General features: G+C 51.5%; 12 protein-coding genes. 2 read left to right on the top strand and 10 right to left on the bottom strand.

Translation table 11 applies throughout. From position 1 onward, the window contains the following. Window positions 1–201 precede the first annotated feature (201 nt). The 6 genes from EDM21_RS19205 to EDM21_RS19180 form a co-directional block, all read right to left on the bottom strand. Entirely contained in the window at window positions 202–1110 is a 909-nt protein-coding gene (locus tag EDM21_RS19205; protein WP_157338069.1) for a diacylglycerol/lipid kinase family protein, read from the bottom strand. A 188-nt stretch (window positions 1111–1298) separates the two neighbouring features. Next, window positions 1299–2036 carry an ABC transporter permease gene (locus EDM21_RS19200; protein WP_157338068.1) on the bottom strand — a complete coding sequence of 246 codons (738 nt, stop codon included), beginning with the start codon at window positions 2034–2036 and terminating at the stop codon, window positions 1299–1301. Between the two features lies 1 nt (window position 2037). Beyond that, on the bottom strand, window positions 2038–2748 hold the full coding sequence (locus tag EDM21_RS19195) for an ABC transporter permease (protein ID WP_157338067.1): 711 nt from the start codon (window positions 2746–2748) through the stop codon (window positions 2038–2040). Then, window positions 2745–3659, bottom strand: coding sequence for an ABC transporter ATP-binding protein (locus EDM21_RS19190; protein WP_157338066.1), 915 nt, complete (start codon window positions 3657–3659; stop codon window positions 2745–2747). Before EDM21_RS19190 ends, EDM21_RS19195 begins: the two co-directional genes overlap by 4 nt. A gap of 61 nt (window positions 3660–3720) precedes the next feature. Continuing rightward, window positions 3721–5094, bottom strand: a complete 1374-nt coding sequence (locus EDM21_RS19185) for a sensor histidine kinase (RefSeq protein ID WP_338044022.1) — start codon at window positions 5092–5094, stop codon at window positions 3721–3723. Then, the gene (locus tag EDM21_RS19180) at window positions 5091–5765 is read right to left on the bottom strand and encodes a response regulator transcription factor (RefSeq protein ID WP_157338065.1); all 675 of its coding nucleotides are present in this window, start codon (window positions 5763–5765) and stop codon (window positions 5091–5093) included. Before EDM21_RS19180 ends, EDM21_RS19185 begins: the two co-directional genes overlap by 4 nt. Window positions 5766–6025: 260 nt before the next feature. Between EDM21_RS19180 and EDM21_RS19175 the strand changes: the two genes are divergently transcribed. Next, window positions 6026–6958 (top strand): serine/threonine protein kinase, encoded by a 933-nt coding sequence (locus EDM21_RS19175; protein WP_157338064.1) that lies wholly within the window; start codon window positions 6026–6028, stop codon window positions 6956–6958. Here EDM21_RS19175 and EDM21_RS19170 read toward each other — a convergent pair. The 4 genes from EDM21_RS19170 to EDM21_RS19155 form a co-directional block, all read right to left on the bottom strand. Beyond that, window positions 6955–7134 (bottom strand): hypothetical protein, encoded by a 180-nt coding sequence (locus EDM21_RS19170; protein ID WP_157338063.1) that lies wholly within the window; start codon window positions 7132–7134, stop codon window positions 6955–6957. The genes EDM21_RS19175 and EDM21_RS19170 overlap by 4 nt on opposite strands. A gap of 241 nt (window positions 7135–7375) precedes the next feature. Beyond that, a complete protein-coding gene (locus tag EDM21_RS19165; RefSeq protein ID WP_157338062.1) occupies window positions 7376–7909 on the bottom strand; it encodes a YceI family protein in 534 nt (177 codons plus the stop codon). A gap of 294 nt (window positions 7910–8203) precedes the next feature. Next, a complete protein-coding gene (locus tag EDM21_RS19160; RefSeq protein WP_157338061.1) occupies window positions 8204–10621 on the bottom strand; it encodes a TPM domain-containing protein in 2418 nt (805 codons plus the stop codon). A gap of 177 nt (window positions 10622–10798) precedes the next feature. Beyond that, window positions 10799–15799 carry a glycosyl hydrolase family 18 protein gene (locus tag EDM21_RS19155; RefSeq protein WP_157338060.1) on the bottom strand — a complete coding sequence of 1667 codons (5001 nt, stop codon included), beginning with the start codon at window positions 15797–15799 and terminating at the stop codon, window positions 10799–10801. Window positions 15800–16463: 664 nt separating this feature from the next. Here EDM21_RS19155 and EDM21_RS19150 point away from each other — a divergent pair. Further along, window positions 16464–17981, top strand: a complete 1518-nt coding sequence (locus EDM21_RS19150) for an alpha-amylase (RefSeq protein WP_157338059.1) — start codon at window positions 16464–16466, stop codon at window positions 17979–17981. Window positions 17982–18217: the final 236 nt, after the last annotated feature.

Below are 18217 nucleotides of genomic sequence, written 5' to 3'. Positions count from 1 at the left end.
CGTTGTATTCGGATTGGATACAGTATCATCGATTCTTTTAATTGACCGTTTGTTAAATAACTCGGACAGAAGCAGCTCAACCGAAGCTGCGATAGAGGATTGCAGAGCCTTCCTCCGGACAAAAGAACCTTGCTCTATGAGCAAGGTTCTTTCCATCCTCTATAATATACCGTATTGCCTATTCCGTTATTGTGCCTTCCGTCAAATTAGCCCGGCAGGTGCGTCTTCTCCAACCAGGAAGGTCAGCCTTTTCTCCAATAACGAAATACTCACTGGGGTATTCAAGTAAATTTCACCGTCCGTGTCCGCTTGCATACTCCGGTCGGTTGACAGAGTGAGCTCCCTGGTGCGGATAAATTCAAAGCTGCTTGCGTGGGCGTCCCATTCCCGGAAGCTCTTGATTTTAAACAGCTCCTTCAAAAGCGGCAAACCGGCTTCACGGATAATGGCAACGTCAAGTATGCCGTCAACCAGAGCATCCGCATCCAGCGGCAGAGGCTGAGTTCCGAGGAAACGGCCATTGGCCACAAAAATCATGACGGCCTCGCCTTCCTCAGTACCCCCGTCATACTTCAAAGAGAATCGGAACGGGTCCGCCGAAGTGACGGTCTGGAGCGTACTGATCAAATAACTCAGCTTCCCCAGCTTTCCTTTCAGCTGCGGATTGATATTCTCGGAAGTATCCGTTATGAGGCCAACACCCAGGAAGTTGGAGAAATACCGGTCATTCACCCGGCCGATGTCCACGGCACGCGTAGTTCCCTGCATCAAGGCCTGCGCGGCCTGATCGAGTGTCTGGGGAAGATTCAGCGCCCTGGAGAAATCATTACATGTCCCTCCCGGCAGAATCCCTACCACAGGTGGAGACGCAAGATCTGCCAGACCGTTGACGCATTCGTGCACCGTGCCATCCCCGCCAAGAATGAACACCACATCGAATTCTTCCCCCCGCTCCGCGCAGATCCTCTCTGCATCGCCGGGCTTCTCTGTCTGCACCAGAACCAGTTCCCCTGTACCAGCCGCCAAAGGCCCGATTACCGCCCCGAGTCTATTATCCGTCTCATCCTGACCCGCATTTCCGTTATGGATCAGAATTGCCTTCTTGAACATATCAGCCTCTCCCTCCTTAGCTCGCTTCACTCTTCCTAGGATGTACTTACCCGTTAGAAGCATTCTGGATCACTTGTAAGGAAAGGGAATAGAAGACAATTCATGCAGGTTCCTATTTGATCTTTTCCTGATCGGCGGCCCGCAAGAGCAGGCAAGGAAGACTTAGTTTTTAGTTAACTCGACAGGCTCTAGATTTCTTTGCGCTGAAAATAAGCGAGCCCCGCTGCGAAGAAGACCACAAACCCCCCTGCGATTACGTACAATAGCGTATCCAGGCTCGTATGCAGCGCACCGAAGCTGTCGTCTCTGGCCGGCAGCATAGCCAGAAAAGGCTGCACCCACGGATAGAAAGGCCCGTACGTCTCCGAATTAGCTACGAGGATATTCGGCAGCGTGAAGATGACGTTCAGCGCGAGCGGAGTCGCGAAGCTCGCCCAGGCCGCGGACACCCAGAGCTGAAGCGCTGCAAGCGGCAGAGTGGCGAGCCAGCCGCCGAATATCGGCCACAAGATCTGGCTCCACGGAATCGGCCCTCCGAAGCCTCTTGCGAAGCCGGCGCCCAGCAGACCGCCCAGCAGCAGCAGCTGGGAAACGGCCAGCAGCAGCACAACGATCAGAAACTTCGCCGTATATAGATGCAAGCGGGATACCGGCAGGGCCAGAATCTGCTTCCAGCCCCCTCCGGTATGCTCATAGCGGCATACAAATGCCGCGAAGACCCCGGTAAGCAGCGGCAGAAACAGCAGCGCATGGATAAGCGCCATGTTGCTCAGCAGCAGAACCCACTCGATTTGCGGTGTGCTGCGCTCCGCGTCCAGCACACCCGCCAGCGAAGCCAGGACAGGCGAAACGAATAGGAGCAGCCAGATATTGCTTTTGCGCAGCTTCAGCCATTCCACTGCCAATACCTTTCCGAAAGCCGTCATCTCAGTTCACATCCTGTCTGGTGAATTGGGTAAGGCCTGCAAAAAATACGACGGCACCGAGCGCCAGTCCCATCCATACGGCCTGCTGCGGGCCTGCCTGCGTGAGCAGCAAAGGCCACTTCCAGAAGAACCAGTCCGGTGCATTGGCACCGAACAAGCTGAGTACGGTTCCCAGAATGCCTACGGTAAGCGGAATAGCCTGATTTTTAACAGTAATGGCAAGCCACAGCTGCAGCGTAAGAATCGGCGCTCCGGCAAGCAGCGGGAAGAAACTGATGCGCAGCAAATCCGCCACAGGGAAATTCCAGCCGTAGTTCAGCGCGCCTCCCAGAAGAATCGTGCATACGGCCAGCACAAGGCAGGACACCACGAGCAGAATGGCAATCAGCAGCAGCTTCGCGGCAAACACACTGAACCTCGAGACCGGCAGGGCCAGGAGCTGCTTCCATGCATTCGTCTGATGCTCGTAGCCTGCAATCATCGAAGTAAGCAGCGTCATTCCGAGCAGCAGCGCAGGGGCTGCCATAAACTGCACATTGGACAGCACGCCTCCCCACAGGTCTGCCCCATACTCTTTGGTCAGGTAATCATAGCGGAGGAAGAAGTTCACGGCCTGCAAGCCTACAGCGCCGATCGGGCCGAGAAACACCAGGAACCAGACCAGGGTCCGCCGGATCTTGATAAAATCCGCGGCCAGCACTTTGGCGGTCATAAACTGCTCGCCTCCCCCACCAAATCGAGGAATACATCTTCAAGCGATTTCTTCTTCTCCTCTACCCGGTAGACGGAGTGGCCTGCCTCTACGAGCCCCGCAACGATATGAGCGATCTTCTCGTCCGGCGCCTGCTCCAGCAGCAGCGAGGAGTCCTGCTGCGCCGCGAAGCAGCCTGCGGAGGCGGCAATGCGGACCGCCTGCTGAGGGTCGCTTACGGCGATGCGGATCTGCCCTCCGGCCCGCAGCCTCAGGGCATCGATGGAGTCTTCGAAGATCATCGAGCCTCCACGGATGATCCCGACCCGGCTGGCCATCTGGTCCACCTCGCTCAGCAGATGGCTGGATACCAGAACGGTGACGCCGTACTGGACCGGCATGCTCTTGATCAGCTCCCGCATTTCGAGAATACCTGCGGGATCGAGACCGTTCGTCGGCTCATCGAGGATGAGCAGATCAGGATTCCCGAGCAGGGAAGCCGCAATGCCGAGCCGCTGCTTCATGCCCAGGGAGTATCCCTTTACGGCCCGCCCCGCCTCCTTCGTAAGCCTCACGATAGCGAGAACTTCATCGATCCGTGATTTCGGCACATTCAGGATGCGGCGGATCGCTTCCAGATTCTCATAAGCGGTCAGATGCCCGTAGTAGGACGGGTACTCGACCAGCGACCCGACCCTGCGAAGGATCGGCAGCTTGTCTTTACGCAGATCTTTGCCGAACAGGTGAACGGTTCCTTTTGTAGGCCGGATCAATCCGAGCAGCATCCGGATTGTTGTGGTTTTACCGGCTCCGTTCGGTCCCAGAAAACCGTAAATATCTCCTTTGCGGATTTGGAGATTGACGTTATCGACCGCTTTTCTCGCTTTATAATGTTTGGATAATCCATAAGTCTGTATGACCATGTCATTCATGTCACCATCACCCCGCCTTTTATCCTAAAGGGTGAAGGTTAAAACGAAAGGTTCCTGTTGGTTAAATTTCGTTTAAATCCGTGCCTGTTATATAGACTTTCGTGCCCTGCGGGGTACTGACGATATCCCATTCCAGGCGCATTTCTTTAACCATCATGGCCACGATGGTCAGGCCGATCCCCGCTCCCTTCCCGGACGAAGGAGTACGCATACCCGGGCCGCGGTCCTGGATAACGAGCGCGGTGCGCCCTTCCTTCACTTCGGTGCGCAGACAAACATAGCTGCCCGACTTGGCATGGCGCAGGACGTTCTGGAAGATATTGTCCAGAATCCGGTTAAACCACCGGGGATCGATGTTCCAATACAGCGGCTCTTCCGGCAGCTGCACATCGACCTCGAACCCTTCCTCTTCCAGAACCGGATACCAGCCGGCTGCAGAAGTCCTCATAAGCCGGATCATATCCGTCTTCACCGGCGTAAGCGGGTATTTGCGCGCGGAAAGCAGCGTGTAAGAGAGCAGATTGTCGATCAGCCGGTTCAAATCGTCGGATTTGGTGCCGATCAGCGCCAGGGAAGCACGTCCCTGCTCCGACAGAGGCTCTTTGTCCAGCGTGTAAGCATGGCTGCGGATAATGGTCAGCGGGGTCCGCAGATCATGCGACAGGTTAGCGATGAGCTGCTTACGCAGCCCCTCCTCTTCGCGCTCCCGCTGGCGGCTGGTCGTCAGCTCCTCGATCATCCGGTTGAACGCCTGCTCCAGCTGGCCGATTTCATCCATTTTGCGGATGGTAATGGAGTGCGGGATATCTTTGCCTTCCGGCAGCGCCATCGCCTCTTCCAGGCGGACCAGGCGCCTGCGTATTTTATAAAAGAACAGCCATGAGACAAAGAGAAACAAGAGAAAGATCGCAAGAATAATGACTATGACATATTTCTGTGAATAAAACGGATCTTCAGATTTCATAAGCGCCCGCGGAATTTGAATCACCATAAAGCCCTGCTCCGGGTCCTGTCCGATAAACGCGACTACGGTGAAGGGATCTTTTTCATAACTTTTTTTCATAAACGCTATGCCGTCGTCAAAAGACCACTGCTTCGGAAGATCCGTGCGCTCCGGCAGAGCAAGACGTGATGAACTCGCACCATCCACCCAGAAAAAATCCGCTTTCGGAAGCTTTTCTTTGTAGGTGCGAAGCTCCTGATCCAGAACTTCCGGGGTTGCCCCGCTTAACTTCTGCGCCTCCTTGTGCCACCACTCTTCGATTCTGTCACCGTGAGCATAAGGATTCGGCTCTTGCGACTGATCCCGGTTCAATGTCTCGGGCACGTAATACACAAGTGCCGCAAGCGGAAAAATAAAGGGCCAAATCAGCATCGCCAGAATGACGATCGCCAGATATTTGACGAGCAGGGAGTGACGCCATTTCATCTTCATAATTTCACCCGGTAGCCGATGCCGCGGATGGTCTCCACGATCTCCGGCTGACCGGGATCACGCTCGATTTTCTCCCGAAGGTAGCGGATGTGAACCATCAGGGACTTATCTCCATCAATAAAAGGCTCTCCCCACACGCCTTCGTAAAGCTGCTCTTTGGTCAGAATCTGGTTAGGGTGCCGCAGAAAGTACATAAAAATCTGAAACTGCTTGCCGGTAAGCATGATTTCTTCGTCCGTTCTCGAATCTACGATCCGGTTCTCCTCCATGTACACCTTCAAATGATGAAGCTGAATCATAGGGGCCGACAGCTTGCCCGCTCTGCGCAGCAGAACCTCCACTCGCGCGGTGAGTTCATCGGGATGGAACGGCTTAGTCACGTAATCATCGGCAAACTGCAATCCCTGAAGCTTATCGTCGATAGCGGTCCTTGCAGACAGCATCAGGATAGGCGTATCGGGATAAGTTTTCTTCATCCGTTGTCCGATGGAGAAGCCGTCGAGTCCCGGCAGCATGACATCCAGAATGACCAGGTCGCTCCGCTCCCAGTAATCGGCCGCCTTGTCCCCGGAGGTGAGCCAGATGACGTCGTAGCCCCGCTCCGTCAAGTGACCGTCCACCCATTTGCCTATCTCGGCATCGTCCTCTATGTATAGAATTTGTTTATTCATTGCCGCCGGTCCCCCTTCCACTTTCTTCCCAATTATATATCCGTTACTTTACAAAGACATCTGCTGCATTGTCAAGTTAACTGGGATCTTTCGCTAAAAACCCTTTTAAACCCACCGAACCTTCTGCTTTGCAAAGGCTGTTCTTCCAGTATCCACTCCGTGTATGACAAACGGGATCTCCATGAATTACTATAGACATAACCTCTCCCTTCATCTCTGAAGAATCCGAGGACGCGCGCGAAACTGGAGGCACCTCACAGATGTTCAACCTAACCCGGAGTTACCGCAAACACGCTTTATCTATCATTCATAAAAAAATAAGCTCCGCTCTGCGCCTTCTGGGCGGCATTCCGTTCAGGAAGGGCTCGGTTATCGCGGGACGGTACCGGATCGGGCGCTGGCTAGGGTCGGGCAGCTACGGCGTAGCGTATTTAGCCGAGGACCTGCAGCACGGCCGCGACTGTGTAGTGAAGCGGGTGTGGCCTTTGCGGGGCGGCAGCAGCCGCGCCGATCTTATTTACAGCATGGAAACGGACATGCTGCGTCGTTTTAGCCATCCCGCTTTCCCTGTTGTCTACGAATCGTTCCTCTGGCGGGGGCAGCGCTGTTTTGCGATGGAATTTATGCCGGGCAGCAGTCTGGACGCCTTGCTGTTCCGGGATGAGCGGAAGTTCACGGAATCGCAGTCTCTGCGCATCATCCGTCAGCTGCTGGATCTGGTGATAATTCTGCAGGGGGAGGGCATCATCCACCGCGATATTTCCATCGCTAACGTGCTGCTGGACGGAGATACGGTGAAGCTGATCGACTTCGGGCTGGCCCGGGAGATTCCGGCCTCAGGCGATCTCCTTGCAGAGCCTCCGGCATGGGAAGAGCTCGATGCCCTGGACGATGATCCTTCGGAGAAGAAGTTTAGGCGCGCGCTGCATGTTTCGAGCGATTTCTATGCCATCGGCCATCTGCTGCTCTTCCTGCTCTACAGCACCTACGCCATGGAGGATGCGGGACCGGATTCTTCCGCCGCAATCGCGGAATCGGACCCGAGCCGGGGATGGGGACATGAGCTGGAGCTTCACCCGGCAACAAAAAAGCTGCTCCGCCGGTTGTTAATGACGGAACAGCCTTTTCTGAATGCAGAAGAAATCTGTACTTGTGTGGATGACATTCTGCCTCTGCTTCCTGCAGCAGACTAACTGCTGTACGAACTTGAAGAACGTTTTTTCTTGTAATGGTTGTGGCCGTAGTTGTTATGATTGCCATATTTCTGCTTGCCATGCTTCCGATAATCGTCACTGCTGTGTTTAGGACGGTAATGCGAACTGCTGTGTTTGTCTTGGCCGAGAAGTTTACCCAATAATTTGCGCAGCATACGTCATACCTCCTTTCGAGCATTTGGACGTACTATACGGGAGCGAAGGTGATACGTTTCATCCGGCCTCTCTTGAGATCGTCTCCCCTTAAATCTTTATCCATTTGTCAGCTTGCTGAATAAATCTACAGGTTCCATGTGTTACATGCAGAAAAAGACAGCAGAACCTATGTCCTGCTGCCTATGGGAAGAATGTGATTCTGTTGATTTATTGCCGGGACTCCACTAGCTGCTCCTAACCTTAAGCTTGTTTGGAAGCTTCCAGATCGATTGAAATTTTAATTTCATCCCCGATCAGCATCCCGCCTGTTTCCAGTGCAGCATTGTAAGTGAGACCATAATCGCTGCGTTTAATACTTCCTTTGCCGCTGAAGCCTACTTTCTCATTGCCCCATGGATCTTTCCCTGCTCCCTCGAAGGTAACATCGAACGTTTCGGGACGTGTAACGCCATGCAGCGTGAAATCTCCTGTTACTTTATACTCATCATCGCCGGTTTTTACAATTCGGGTAGACCGGAAGGTCATCTCGGGATTCTTCTCTACGTCAAAAAAATCGGCGGAACGCAGGTGGTTGTCACGGTCGGCATTGCGGCTGTCCACGCTGTTGAGGTCAACCGAAACATAAACGGAGGCCGTCGTAAGATCGGAAGGATCTGCATCGATTTGTGCTTCGAAAGACGCAAAATTACCTTTTACTTTGGCGATCATCATATGCTTAACCGTGAAGTCCAGGCTGCTGTGTGTAGAATCTACGATCCATTTGGAATTTGTCATGTGAATTTCCCCCTTGTAATTAACTTACTAAAAAATAACCACTTACTAAAAATTATTATGTTACTATCATATTCGCTTCTTCTCTTTTTGTCAATCTTCTGTAAAAAACATATGGAAGGTCTCCGCATGTATGCGGGCTCCCAACAAATGTCGAAGACAAACATAAAAAAGACTGGGGAAGCCCCCAGCCTGTTCTTCTTATTCATGTTACAGACGACAGACAGCGTATCATGGACACTGAAGAATTTCCTTCACAATCCATATCCATGTATTCGCATATTCACACACCAACTGCTACCACTTGGACGAGCCCGAGGATCTTCCTCCGCCCCCAGAGCGCCCGCCGCCCCAGCCGGAACTACCGGAGGAGCGCCCTCCTTGCCCGCCCCAGCCAGAACTGCCGGAAGACCGGCCTCCGCCTCCCGGTCCTCCGGGACCGTTCCTGCGCGCACGCTCCGCGGACACATGACGCTGATAATCGCGATCCATCTGCGCCAAGATCTGCTCGCCAGCCGCGATTTGCCCCATCGCTTCCACGAAGAGGCCCTGCGCGATCAGGCGCTCGCTCTCCTCCGCCAGCGTTCCATAGCCGGAGGAGTACCGGGAAAGGCTGATGCTGCGGCTATAGCGCGCGTGCCTGCTGCGGTACTCTTCTTCAAACTTCCTCAGATGGCGGACAGCCTCTTCTTTCTCCTGGACCAACTGCTGCACCTGCTCTGCAACACGCAAGCTGTCTGCAGCGGATCTCTGCAATTGTTCCTCCAACCGGTCTACATCAAGGCCGGAGCCTTCCATTTGCCGCTGGAGGTCTTCCGTGCTTCGGATGCCGTCCGTTATCATCCCTGCCAATTCCGTCCGGTTCACTCCCAGCTGACCGAAGCTTGAGGACGCTTGATAAAACCGCTCCTGAACCTGCTGCAGATGGGATTGTACTGAGCGGACCCGCTGGTTCAAGCTATCGTAGTAGCCCAGAATGAGCTGTCTTAACTGCCTGATTTCCGCAGCAAGCTGGAGTGCCTTCCCGCTCTGTTCGGCTGCCCGTCTATATTCCTGAACGTCCGCGGCGACTTCCGACCGGACCTCTGACAGCAGCCGGACCATCTCTTCCTGCGCCTGCAGCAGTCTGTTATATCTCTCCGTCTGCTCGTGCCTGTGATTGGCCGCGAAGTCCGCACCCAGCTTATCCGATTCGTTACGATAAACGCGATCGAAATCGGTCAGCTCCTGTACAAGTCCCTCAAGTTCACGCACGGCTTCTAGAGCAGAATCCCGGTTATGAATCATTTCTTCGACAAGCGCACGCGCCGAACTTAGACCTTCCTCGATCCGGCCTGCTGTGCGCTGTGCTTCCTCCGCATCCCCCTCCTGCAGACGTGCGGCAAGTTGGGGAACTGCATTGCTGGTTTTCTGCAGAATGGCATACGGGTCACCATCCGTCAGCAGAAGCCTCTCCCGCGCGGCTATACTCCTCAGCTCTTCCTCCAGCGATTGAACGCGGGGGAGGTAGCGGGGATGTTCCGCCTCCAGCTTGCCAAGCACGTCTATGGAAATTCGGATTGCCTCCAGCTGCTTCAGCGAGGTCTGGGCCGAGCTCCCGGCTTGCAGATAATCGAACTCATCCAATTCGTCAGCCTTTTCCAGTTCAGCCTGAGCTTCCTGTACTCTCATCTTCATTACAGATAGAGGGTAAGAGGTCTTTGCAGCCCATGCTTCAACCAAAGAATTTGCTGCGGCAAACTGTTCCTTAGCCTGCTCAACTGATCTTCTTACCTGGGCTGATTGTTTCTCAAACTCCGTCAGCCGGGTTCGGTAAGGCTCCAGCCGACTCATATAATCCCCTACATCCTGCGCGAGCTTGCGGGCGCTCTTCTCTTCGGCTGCCTTACCGAAGAAAGCAGCCCGCTGCGCCTGCAGCCTTTCCTCTAAGCTACCGGATTCGCCCTGAAATGCAAGAACAGCCGCCTCGAGTTCTTCGGCTTGCTTACGCGTCTCCCCCTGAAGAAAACCTTTCTCCAGCTCCTGAAAAATGTCTGAGAACAGCAGCCCGTTCAGAACCGGCTGCGCTTCTGCGTACAGGCGTTTGGCTTCCTCCAGATGCTTGCGGGTCCGCGCCATTCTCCTGTACCGCATACCAAGCAGTACGGCAGCGAGCAGCAGAATTACGGATACGGCGATTGTGGTCAGAGTCGCGCCGGATATACCGCTTGAAACGGCTGCTCCTCCAAGCCCGGGCCCTGCTACACGGGGCAGATCATTCACATAGTTGCTGATGGCCAGAATTCCTTCGGCAACTCTCCCCTGTCCCGCAAGCGGAACAAAATTAAGATCAACAATTCCTTTCGCGTTCTTCGCTTTGGTTTTCGAGACTGCGGTTTGGAGTTGTTCATTGTCAAAGACGAGATGTACATAGTTAGGAGAAGTCGTAACGACCAGCATAAGCTGATTTCCCGACAATCCCCATTGATCGTAAGCCGTGTTAGCCAGCTGCTCTCCTTCTTGTTCATTCAGCCCTTTGGCTGTCAGAAGGAGCACCTCATAATCCCGGCCTTGAAGTTCTTGCTCCACTTGTCTGGCCTGACTAGAAGTCAATAAACCGGCAGGATCTGTCACTATCCCCGTTCTTTCTGGAGCTGGCGGCGCAGCGGCAACGGTCGTGCAAATCATCATTAGAAACAGTACAAGCGCTAGTCCGGTCCTGCTGATGGTGTTCATCCTGTTCCCCCTTCACGCAAATACGGTGATGCCACTTCCTATAATAACTATACCCCAAAAGCAGATGTTTGTACTTGGCACGGCTTCTGGACGAAGAAAAGCCCGGAATCAGTGCTGATTCCGGGCTTAAAGGTTTTAATAAGATAAAAGATGATTAGCGAGACTGTTCATTCGAAATTAAGGATTTACTGGAATTACATTCACGATCGCATCCAGCAAAGCTCCTGTTTTATCCATGCTGTATTCCCAGAACATAGCCCCGCCGAGATCATTATCCACCACATACTGCGCTTTGGCGGCTACGGATTGCGGATCGTCATAGGAAAGGAATGTTGTGCCGTCAAACAGGTAAGGAGCTTTGGCTGCATCATCCCAGTAACGGACGAACCCGTTAGCGCTGTTATAATTCGCCAGGATATCATTATAGGTCGGAGCATTTCCACTGCCTTTAGCTTTCTGTCCAAGCCCATTGTTATCTGTCGACTCGACATTGTACCAGATGTGACTGTAGAAGCCCGCTCCGATTACAATTTTATTCGACGGCATTCCTGCCGCCTGGTATCTCTTCACAACCATATCTGCGCTCATACCAGGTCCGTACAGATTCGTGTGATGTCCGGTTTTAGCAGACCAGCCACCTTCGAAGTCATAGGTCATGATGTTGATGTTATCCAGCAAAGGAGCAATCTTGTCGATTTCAACTGCAGCAATATGCTGGGTACCAGCTCCGCCTGCCATTGAAATCTCATAATACTTGTTGTCTTCCAATCCTTGTTTATTCAACTTCTCTCTCAGCATTTGCAGAAGCAGAGTAAAGTTCTTCGTATCTTCGGGTCTTGCCTTCATAACACCATCCGCACTGATGGAAGGATACTCCCAGTCGAGATCCACCCCATCCAGCTTGTACTGTTTGATGTAATCGATAATACTGTCTGTGAAAATATTGCGTGCTTCATCGGTTAACACGGCATCCGAGAAACCATCTGCACCCCAGCCGCCAATGGCGATCAGGATTTTCAAGTTCGGATTCTGTGCTTTCAAGCTTTGAAGGTACGCATAGTTCTCATCATCTTTCTGTCCAGCAAGCGGAATAATCTTCCCATCTTTAACATGAGTGAAGGAATAATCCAGATGCGTCAGCTTGTTGGCATAGACAGAATTGGTTACAGACCAATCTTCCCAACCTGCGATGTAACCGATGACTTTCTTCTGCGGTTTAATTGTGAAGTTGACGGTTGTAGAAGCCGTCTTGCCCAATGTCCCGTTAGCGGCGGTTACAACAAGGGTATACGTCCCCGCCTCGGTAATTCCTGTGCCTTTCGTATAAATCTTACCGTTAAGAGTAGCTCCGCTAACTATTCCGGGAGCGTCTGTCCAGTTCGGCAAAACGCCGGAAGTATACGTCTGGCCATCCACGACGTTAATTACCTGTGGAGCTGCAGGAACAGCGCTGCTAGGCACATAAGGTTTTCCTTGGAGACCATCGGCTAAAGCACCGACCAGAACGCCCGTCCGGTCTTGTCCATACTCCCAGAACATGGCTCCGCCCAATTCTTTGTCGAGTACGTATTGAGCTTTGGCCGCTGCTGATTCCGCATCATCATAGGATAAGAAGGTGCTGCCATCGAACAGGTACGGAGCTTTAGCGGTATCATCCCAATAACGGGTAAAGCCGTTCACTTCATTATACGTAGCAGCGATTAAGTTATAGGTTGGCGTATTCTGACTGCCTGTAGCCGATTGACCTAGTCCGTTCTTATCTGTCGATTTAACGTCGTACCAGATATGACTGTAAAAGGCCACTCCGATCACAATTTTGTTAGCTGGCACTTTAGCTGCTTTATAGTTGTTTACAACCGAATCGACACTGAATGCTCCTCCCCCATAAAGGTTCGTGTGATGTCCGGTCTTAGTGGACCAACCGCCCTCGAAGTCATACGTCATGATGTTAATATTATCTAAAATACCTGCTACTTTCTCAGCTTCAATCCCTGCAAGTTTATCGTTGCTGGCTCCTGCAGCCATAGAGATCTCGTAATACTTGTTATCTTTCAGTCCTTGGACATTCAGCTTCTCACGTAGCTTCTGCAAGAACAGAGTATAATTTTTTTTGTCTTCAGGTCTTGATTTCATTGCACCGTCTACACTAAGGGTAGGATATTCCCAATCGATGTCCACCCCATCCAGACTATTGTCCACCATATACTGAACAATGCTATCTGCGAACGTATCGCGGGAATCTTCGGTTAAGACCGCATCTGAGAAACCATCCGCTCCCCAGCCGCCGATCGCTATCATCAGTTTAAGGTTCGGATTCTGGTTCTTCAAAGTATGCAGATAAGCATAATTTGCCGCATCATCCTGATAAGGGGCCGGGACGATCCGGTCGTTCTTCACGTGCGTGAATGAATAGATCAGATGAGTCAGCTTCGCAGCATCGATCGGATTTGAATCCGCAGAATAGGTATTCCATCCGGCTGCATATGCAATTACTTTCTTCTCTGGATCTACAGTAAAGTTGACGGTTGTAGAAGCCGTCTTACCATATATTCCATTTCCTGCCGTTACAACAAGGACATAGGTCCCTGCTTCTGTAATGCCGGTACCTTTCGTGTAAGCTTTACCGTTGAGGGTAGCTGCGCTTACCGTTCGGGGGGCATCCGTCCAGTTCGGCAGAACACCGGAAGTATACGTCTGACCCTCGGTTACATTCCGCACTTGCGGAGCCGCAGGTACAGCATTATCTGGCACATAGGATTTTCCTTGGAGTCCATCGGCTAAAGCACCGACCAGAACGCCCGTCCGGTCCTGTCCATACTCCCAGAACATCGCGCCGCCCAAATCCTTCTCGAGGACATACCGAGCTTTTGCCGTTACAGACTCCGCATCGTCATAAGACAGGAATGTACTGCCGTCGAACAGATACGGAGCTTTTGCCGCATCATCCCAATAACGGGTAAAGCCGTTCGCCTTATTATATATGGGTGCAATAACGTTATAAGTCGGTGTATTCTGGCTCCCTGTAGCAGCCTGACCCAATCCGTTCTTATCGGTTGACTTTACATCGTACCAGATGTGGCTGTAGAAAGCCGCTCCGATCACAATTTTGTTAGCAGGCACGTTTGCATTTCTATACATCTTTACGACGGAATCGACACTGATGGAGCCGCCGTAGAGGTTCGTGTGGTGTCCGGTTTTGGTGGACCAGCCACCCTCGAAGTCATACGTCATGATGTTGATGTTATCCAGAATCGCCGCTAATTTGTCCGCTTCGATTCCGTCCATCTTCTTCTTGCTTGCTCCGGCGGCCATCGAAATTTCATAGTACTTATTTTCCCTAAGTCCTTGTTTATTCAGTTTCTCGCGAAGAAGTTTCACGAACAACGTGAAGTTAGGCTTGTCTTCGGGTCTAGCCTTCATGACACCGTCTTCACTTAGAGTAGGGTACTCCCAGTCCAGGTCCACCCCATCCAGCTTGTTGTCCACGACATACTTCACAATGCTGTCTGCGAACGTATTACGGGAATCCTCTGTCAAGACTGCATCCGAGAAGCCATCCGCCCCCCAGCCGCCGATCGCAATCATGAGCTTCAGTTTCGGGTTTTGATTCTTCAGAGTATGCAGATAAGCATAGTTCGCCGCATCATTCTGATAAGGAGCTGGAACGATCTTGCTGTCTTTTACGTGTGTGAACGAATAGATCAGATGCGTCAGTTTCGTCGCATCAATCGGATTCTCTGCAGAATAGGTTTCCCATCCGGCTGCATAAGCGATCAGTTTCTTGGCTGCCGCAGGCTCGGTGGTATTTCCTCCGCCGCCAGAACCGCCGCCGCCGTAGCCAGGTGTGCCCACCACGATGGAATCTTTCTGCGGTCCGTCTTTTTTACCGGGCGCTTTGTCAAAAGCAGACCCTTTACCGCCTTCATTTACGGTAACAGATTGAACGGTTCCGTTGCCTGTAACTTTAGCAATTGCATCCAGGATAAGGGATACAATCGTTGCATCCGCATGAATAGAGATAGCGGAATCGCTGCCGGTAACTTTGACCGTTTCGATAGTTCCCTTAACGAGATCAACCTTGATTTTTTGCCCCGCAATTGTCAGTGTGGCAAAATTTCCGGACAACGTAACGGATGTTTCCGCAGGCAGCTCTTTGGATAGCAGAACATCCACGAACCCTGCGCCTGTCAGCGCCTCTTCTTCTAATTTTACAGGTGAATTAACAATAAGATTCTTGATGGACGAGTTGCCCTTGACAACAAGCCGCACTATACCGCTTGCCTTATCCACCACGACCGTACCCAAAGTGGAATCTACGATATAAATAGAGTTGGCGCCGCCGCCGTTAACGGTTGTGGTTCCTTCTACTTTCACGTTCTTGAGCGTAGCGTCACCTTCACCGATTCCTTTGCCCAAGATCAGGTCGCCTTTGATGACCATGTTCTGCAAAGTAACTCCCGGTACGGTGATCGAAACCCCGCCTTGGATGGTTTCCGTACCCGTTGCCGGACCGTAAGTACCTGCCTTATCATAGTTGGTAAGCGCTTGCAAGGATGGTGTACGGCTGAGCAGAACCACCGCTTCCGCGCGGGTTAATTTGCCGTTCGGACGGAATGTACCGTCTTCATAACCATCAATAACGCCCTTTGCTACCATTGCGTTTACCGCTTTTTCACTCCATTCTGCAATCTCTGAGCTGTCCTTAATTCCCTCCAGTTTGTCTTCTAACTGTGTATCAAGCGGAAGTACCCGGGATAGCATGACCGCCGCTTCCTGCCTGCTGATCAGCTGATCCGGCTTAATTGTTCCGTCGCTGTATCCATCAACGTAGCCTGCCGCTACGGCTTTGCTGACCTCCTTATACTGCCACTGCTCGATTGTTACATCAGAGAATTGAATGTCTTTCGTTTCGGTTAAATTGAAAAACCGGTTGATAAGCGCCATCAGTTCCACACGAGTGATAGCCTTGTCCGGCTTCAATGAACCGTCCGGATATCCCTCCAAGAGCCCTTTATGATGCCATTCAGTCAGCTGAGCCTGAGCCCAATGACCTTCAATATCAGCCGAGTTCGCCTTAGCTATTCCGGGAAAAGCAGAAATGTACGAGGAGAAAATCATACCTGTACACAGAATGAAAACGAGCCATTTCCATAAAATACTTTTCTTAAGCGCTTCCATTTTGCACCCCATTTACTTTAGATTTATACAATACCGGTCACAAAGGCTTACAACGTTCACCTCCAATATTTTTCCTTCGGGCGGTATTGTTTCTAAATTCAGCCTTAAGGCTTGAATTTAAAGCGGAATTATGTGCATCGGGATCAAGCAGGTAAGAATAAAGAACTAGTCAATCTGACTTGGCAGTGGGAAATAATTGAAAAACGCGAAATAAACCTGGATACTTGAGGAAAAAAAGAGGAAGAATACTGTCTTGAATTCCATTATATTCGATTGTAATTGGGATAACAGGGGTGTTTTTATACAAAACAAGGAGACAATTCTCTCCTATTCCATACGAATAGTGCCCTTTCTTTATTTTATTCGACATTAAGCCTCATTTGCGCTTTTAATTAAGGGAGACGTTTCAGCATCTATGGGACATGAGCCATAATTCCTATGCAACTGCCGTGGTCCCGTGAGTATAGTGATAACAGCAATTCATAAGAATTATCTGCAAGACTTCCGGCTTTCAGTACCGCTTTCCAAAAGCAGTGGTTTAAGTAATGCCCTGCAAAGGGTAATCATCCTCTAGATAACCGGCGCCGTCATAAGGCCGCGGACAGCAAGAGTGCTCTTGTAGTAGAGAGAAACTCGCCATAGATCTATCTGAGGGGGAATACGTATGAAGCGAAACCACACCATGCTGCAATTTTTCGAATGGCACGTAGAAGCCGATGGTTCTCATTGGAACCGTCTTAAAGAAATGGCTCCGGAATTGAAACGGCTCAAAATTGATTCCGTCTGGATCCCGCCTGTTACCAAGGGCCAGTCCGACCAGGATACCGGTTATGGCGTGTATGATTTGTACGATCTCGGCGAATTCGATCAAAAAGGAACCGTACGGACTAAATATGGTACAAAACAGGAACTCCTTGATGCAATTGCTGCCTGCCAGGAGAACGGGTTGTGCGTTTATGCCGATCTCGTGATGAATCATAAAGCGGGTGCGGATGAGAAAGAGCTTTTCAAAGTAATCGAGGTAGACCAGCATGACCGGACCGAAGAAATCTCGGAACCTTTCGATATTGAAGGGTGGACGAAGTTTACCTTCCCGGGACGCGGAGAGAAGTATTCGGCATTCAAGTGGGATTTCGGGCATTTCAACGGCACGGACTATGACGCCAAGGAAGACCGAACCGGGGTGTTCAAAATCGTAGGCGAGCATAAAGATTGGAACGAAAATGTCGATGACGAGTTCGGCAATTACGATTATCTGATGTTCGCCAATATCGATTACAGCCATCCTGGTGTGCGGGAGGAAATGATCCGCTGGGGCAAATGGCTCGGGAACACACTGGGCTGCGACGGGTATAGGCTTGATGCCATCAAGCATATCAATCACGAGTTTGTGAAAGAATTCGCAACCGAAATGATCAAAGAACGCGGCGAAGATTTCTATATTGTCGGAGAGTTCTGGAAGTCGGACCTCGCAGCCTGCCAAGCTTTTCTGGATACGCTGGACTATAGAATCGATTTATTCGATGTATCGCTGCACTATAAACTGCACGCGGCGTCCAAGGAAGGGCGGGAGTTTGATCTCTCTACGATTTTTCAGGATACACTGGTCAGTTCTCACCCCTCGAATGCGGTCACTTTCGTAGACAATCATGATTCTCAGCCTCACGAAGCACTGGAATCCTGGATTGAAGACTGGTTTAAGCAAAGTGCCTATGCCCTGATTCTGCTGCGTGAAGAAGGCTATCCATGTGTCTTTTATGGAGACTACTTCGGAATTGGAGGGCCTGCTCCGGCCGAAGGGAAGAAGGCCGACATTGATCCTCTGCTGGAGGCGCGCTACCATAAAGCATATGGCACGCAGGAGGATTACTTCGATCATCCGAACACCGTTGGCTGGGTAAGACGCGGCGTGGAAGAGATTGAGCATTCCGGAATTGCGGTTGTGATTTCAAACGGCGACAATGGCGAGAAAAGGATGTGTGTCGGAGAGAATCGTGCCGGTGAGCAGTGGACGGATCTGACCGGCAACCGGCAGGAGCAAATCACCATCGGTGAAGACGGTTTTGCCGTGTTCCCTGTAAACGGAGGAAGCGTCTCCGTATGGGCATATGCAGGCGAGGACTCGAATGGGCATCATCAGGATGAACAAGCGAGCGGGACATGCGACAATACGGAGCAGTAAAGAAGCAGCCGGGAAAGAGGCTGCCGCTAATAAGTTCTGCACCTGCAGTCCTTCGGCGATTACTATTTCACTAAGAATTAAACAAAGGCAGGGGCCCCAGGGGCCCTGCCTCAGATTGCAGACAAACTCCTTTGTTCCGAATGGAACTCAGGAGTTTGTCTTGTTTGGAGAAATAAAAAACTCAAAAATGCAGTAAGTTTCTGTTTTGAGCCACCGGTTCTCCAAAGCCAGGTGGC

The sequence above is a fragment of the Paenibacillus lutrae genome, from assembly GCF_009757775.1.
In the GTDB taxonomy this organism is placed as follows: domain Bacteria; phylum Bacillota; class Bacilli; order Paenibacillales; family NBRC-103111; genus Paenibacillus_F; species Paenibacillus_F lutrae.
The sequence above is the reverse complement of the archived record's forward strand: the minus strand, read 5'-3'. Positions and strand labels throughout refer to the sequence as shown.

Excerpts from the sequence above, each read along its gene's own strand:
- EDM21_RS19205 (WP_157338069.1), bottom strand. The coding sequence starts at position 1,110 with ATGTTCAAGAAGGCAATTCTGATCCATAACGGAAATGCGGGTCAGGAT.
- EDM21_RS19200 (WP_157338068.1), bottom strand. The coding sequence starts at position 2,036 with ATGACGGCTTTCGGAAAGGTATTGGCAGTGGAATGGCTGAAGCTGCGC.
- EDM21_RS19195 (WP_157338067.1), bottom strand. The coding sequence starts at position 2,748 with ATGACCGCCAAAGTGCTGGCCGCGGATTTTATCAAGATCCGGCGGACC.
- EDM21_RS19190 (WP_157338066.1), bottom strand. The coding sequence starts at position 3,659 with ATGAATGACATGGTCATACAGACTTATGGATTATCCAAACATTATAAA.
- EDM21_RS19185 (WP_338044022.1), bottom strand. The coding sequence starts at position 5,094 with ATGAAGATGAAATGGCGTCACTCCCTGCTCGTCAAATATCTGGCGATC.
- EDM21_RS19180 (WP_157338065.1), bottom strand. The coding sequence starts at position 5,765 with ATGAATAAACAAATTCTATACATAGAGGACGATGCCGAGATAGGCAAA.
- EDM21_RS19175 (WP_157338064.1), top strand. The coding sequence starts at position 6,026 with ATGTTCAACCTAACCCGGAGTTACCGCAAACACGCTTTATCTATCATT.
- EDM21_RS19170 (WP_157338063.1), bottom strand. The coding sequence starts at position 7,134 with ATGCTGCGCAAATTATTGGGTAAACTTCTCGGCCAAGACAAACACAGC.
- EDM21_RS19165 (WP_157338062.1), bottom strand. The coding sequence starts at position 7,909 with ATGACAAATTCCAAATGGATCGTAGATTCTACACACAGCAGCCTGGAC.
- EDM21_RS19160 (WP_157338061.1), bottom strand. The coding sequence starts at position 10,621 with ATGAACACCATCAGCAGGACCGGACTAGCGCTTGTACTGTTTCTAATG.
- EDM21_RS19155 (WP_157338060.1), bottom strand. The coding sequence starts at position 15,799 with ATGGAAGCGCTTAAGAAAAGTATTTTATGGAAATGGCTCGTTTTCATT.
- EDM21_RS19150 (WP_157338059.1), top strand. The coding sequence starts at position 16,464 with ATGAAGCGAAACCACACCATGCTGCAATTTTTCGAATGGCACGTAGAA.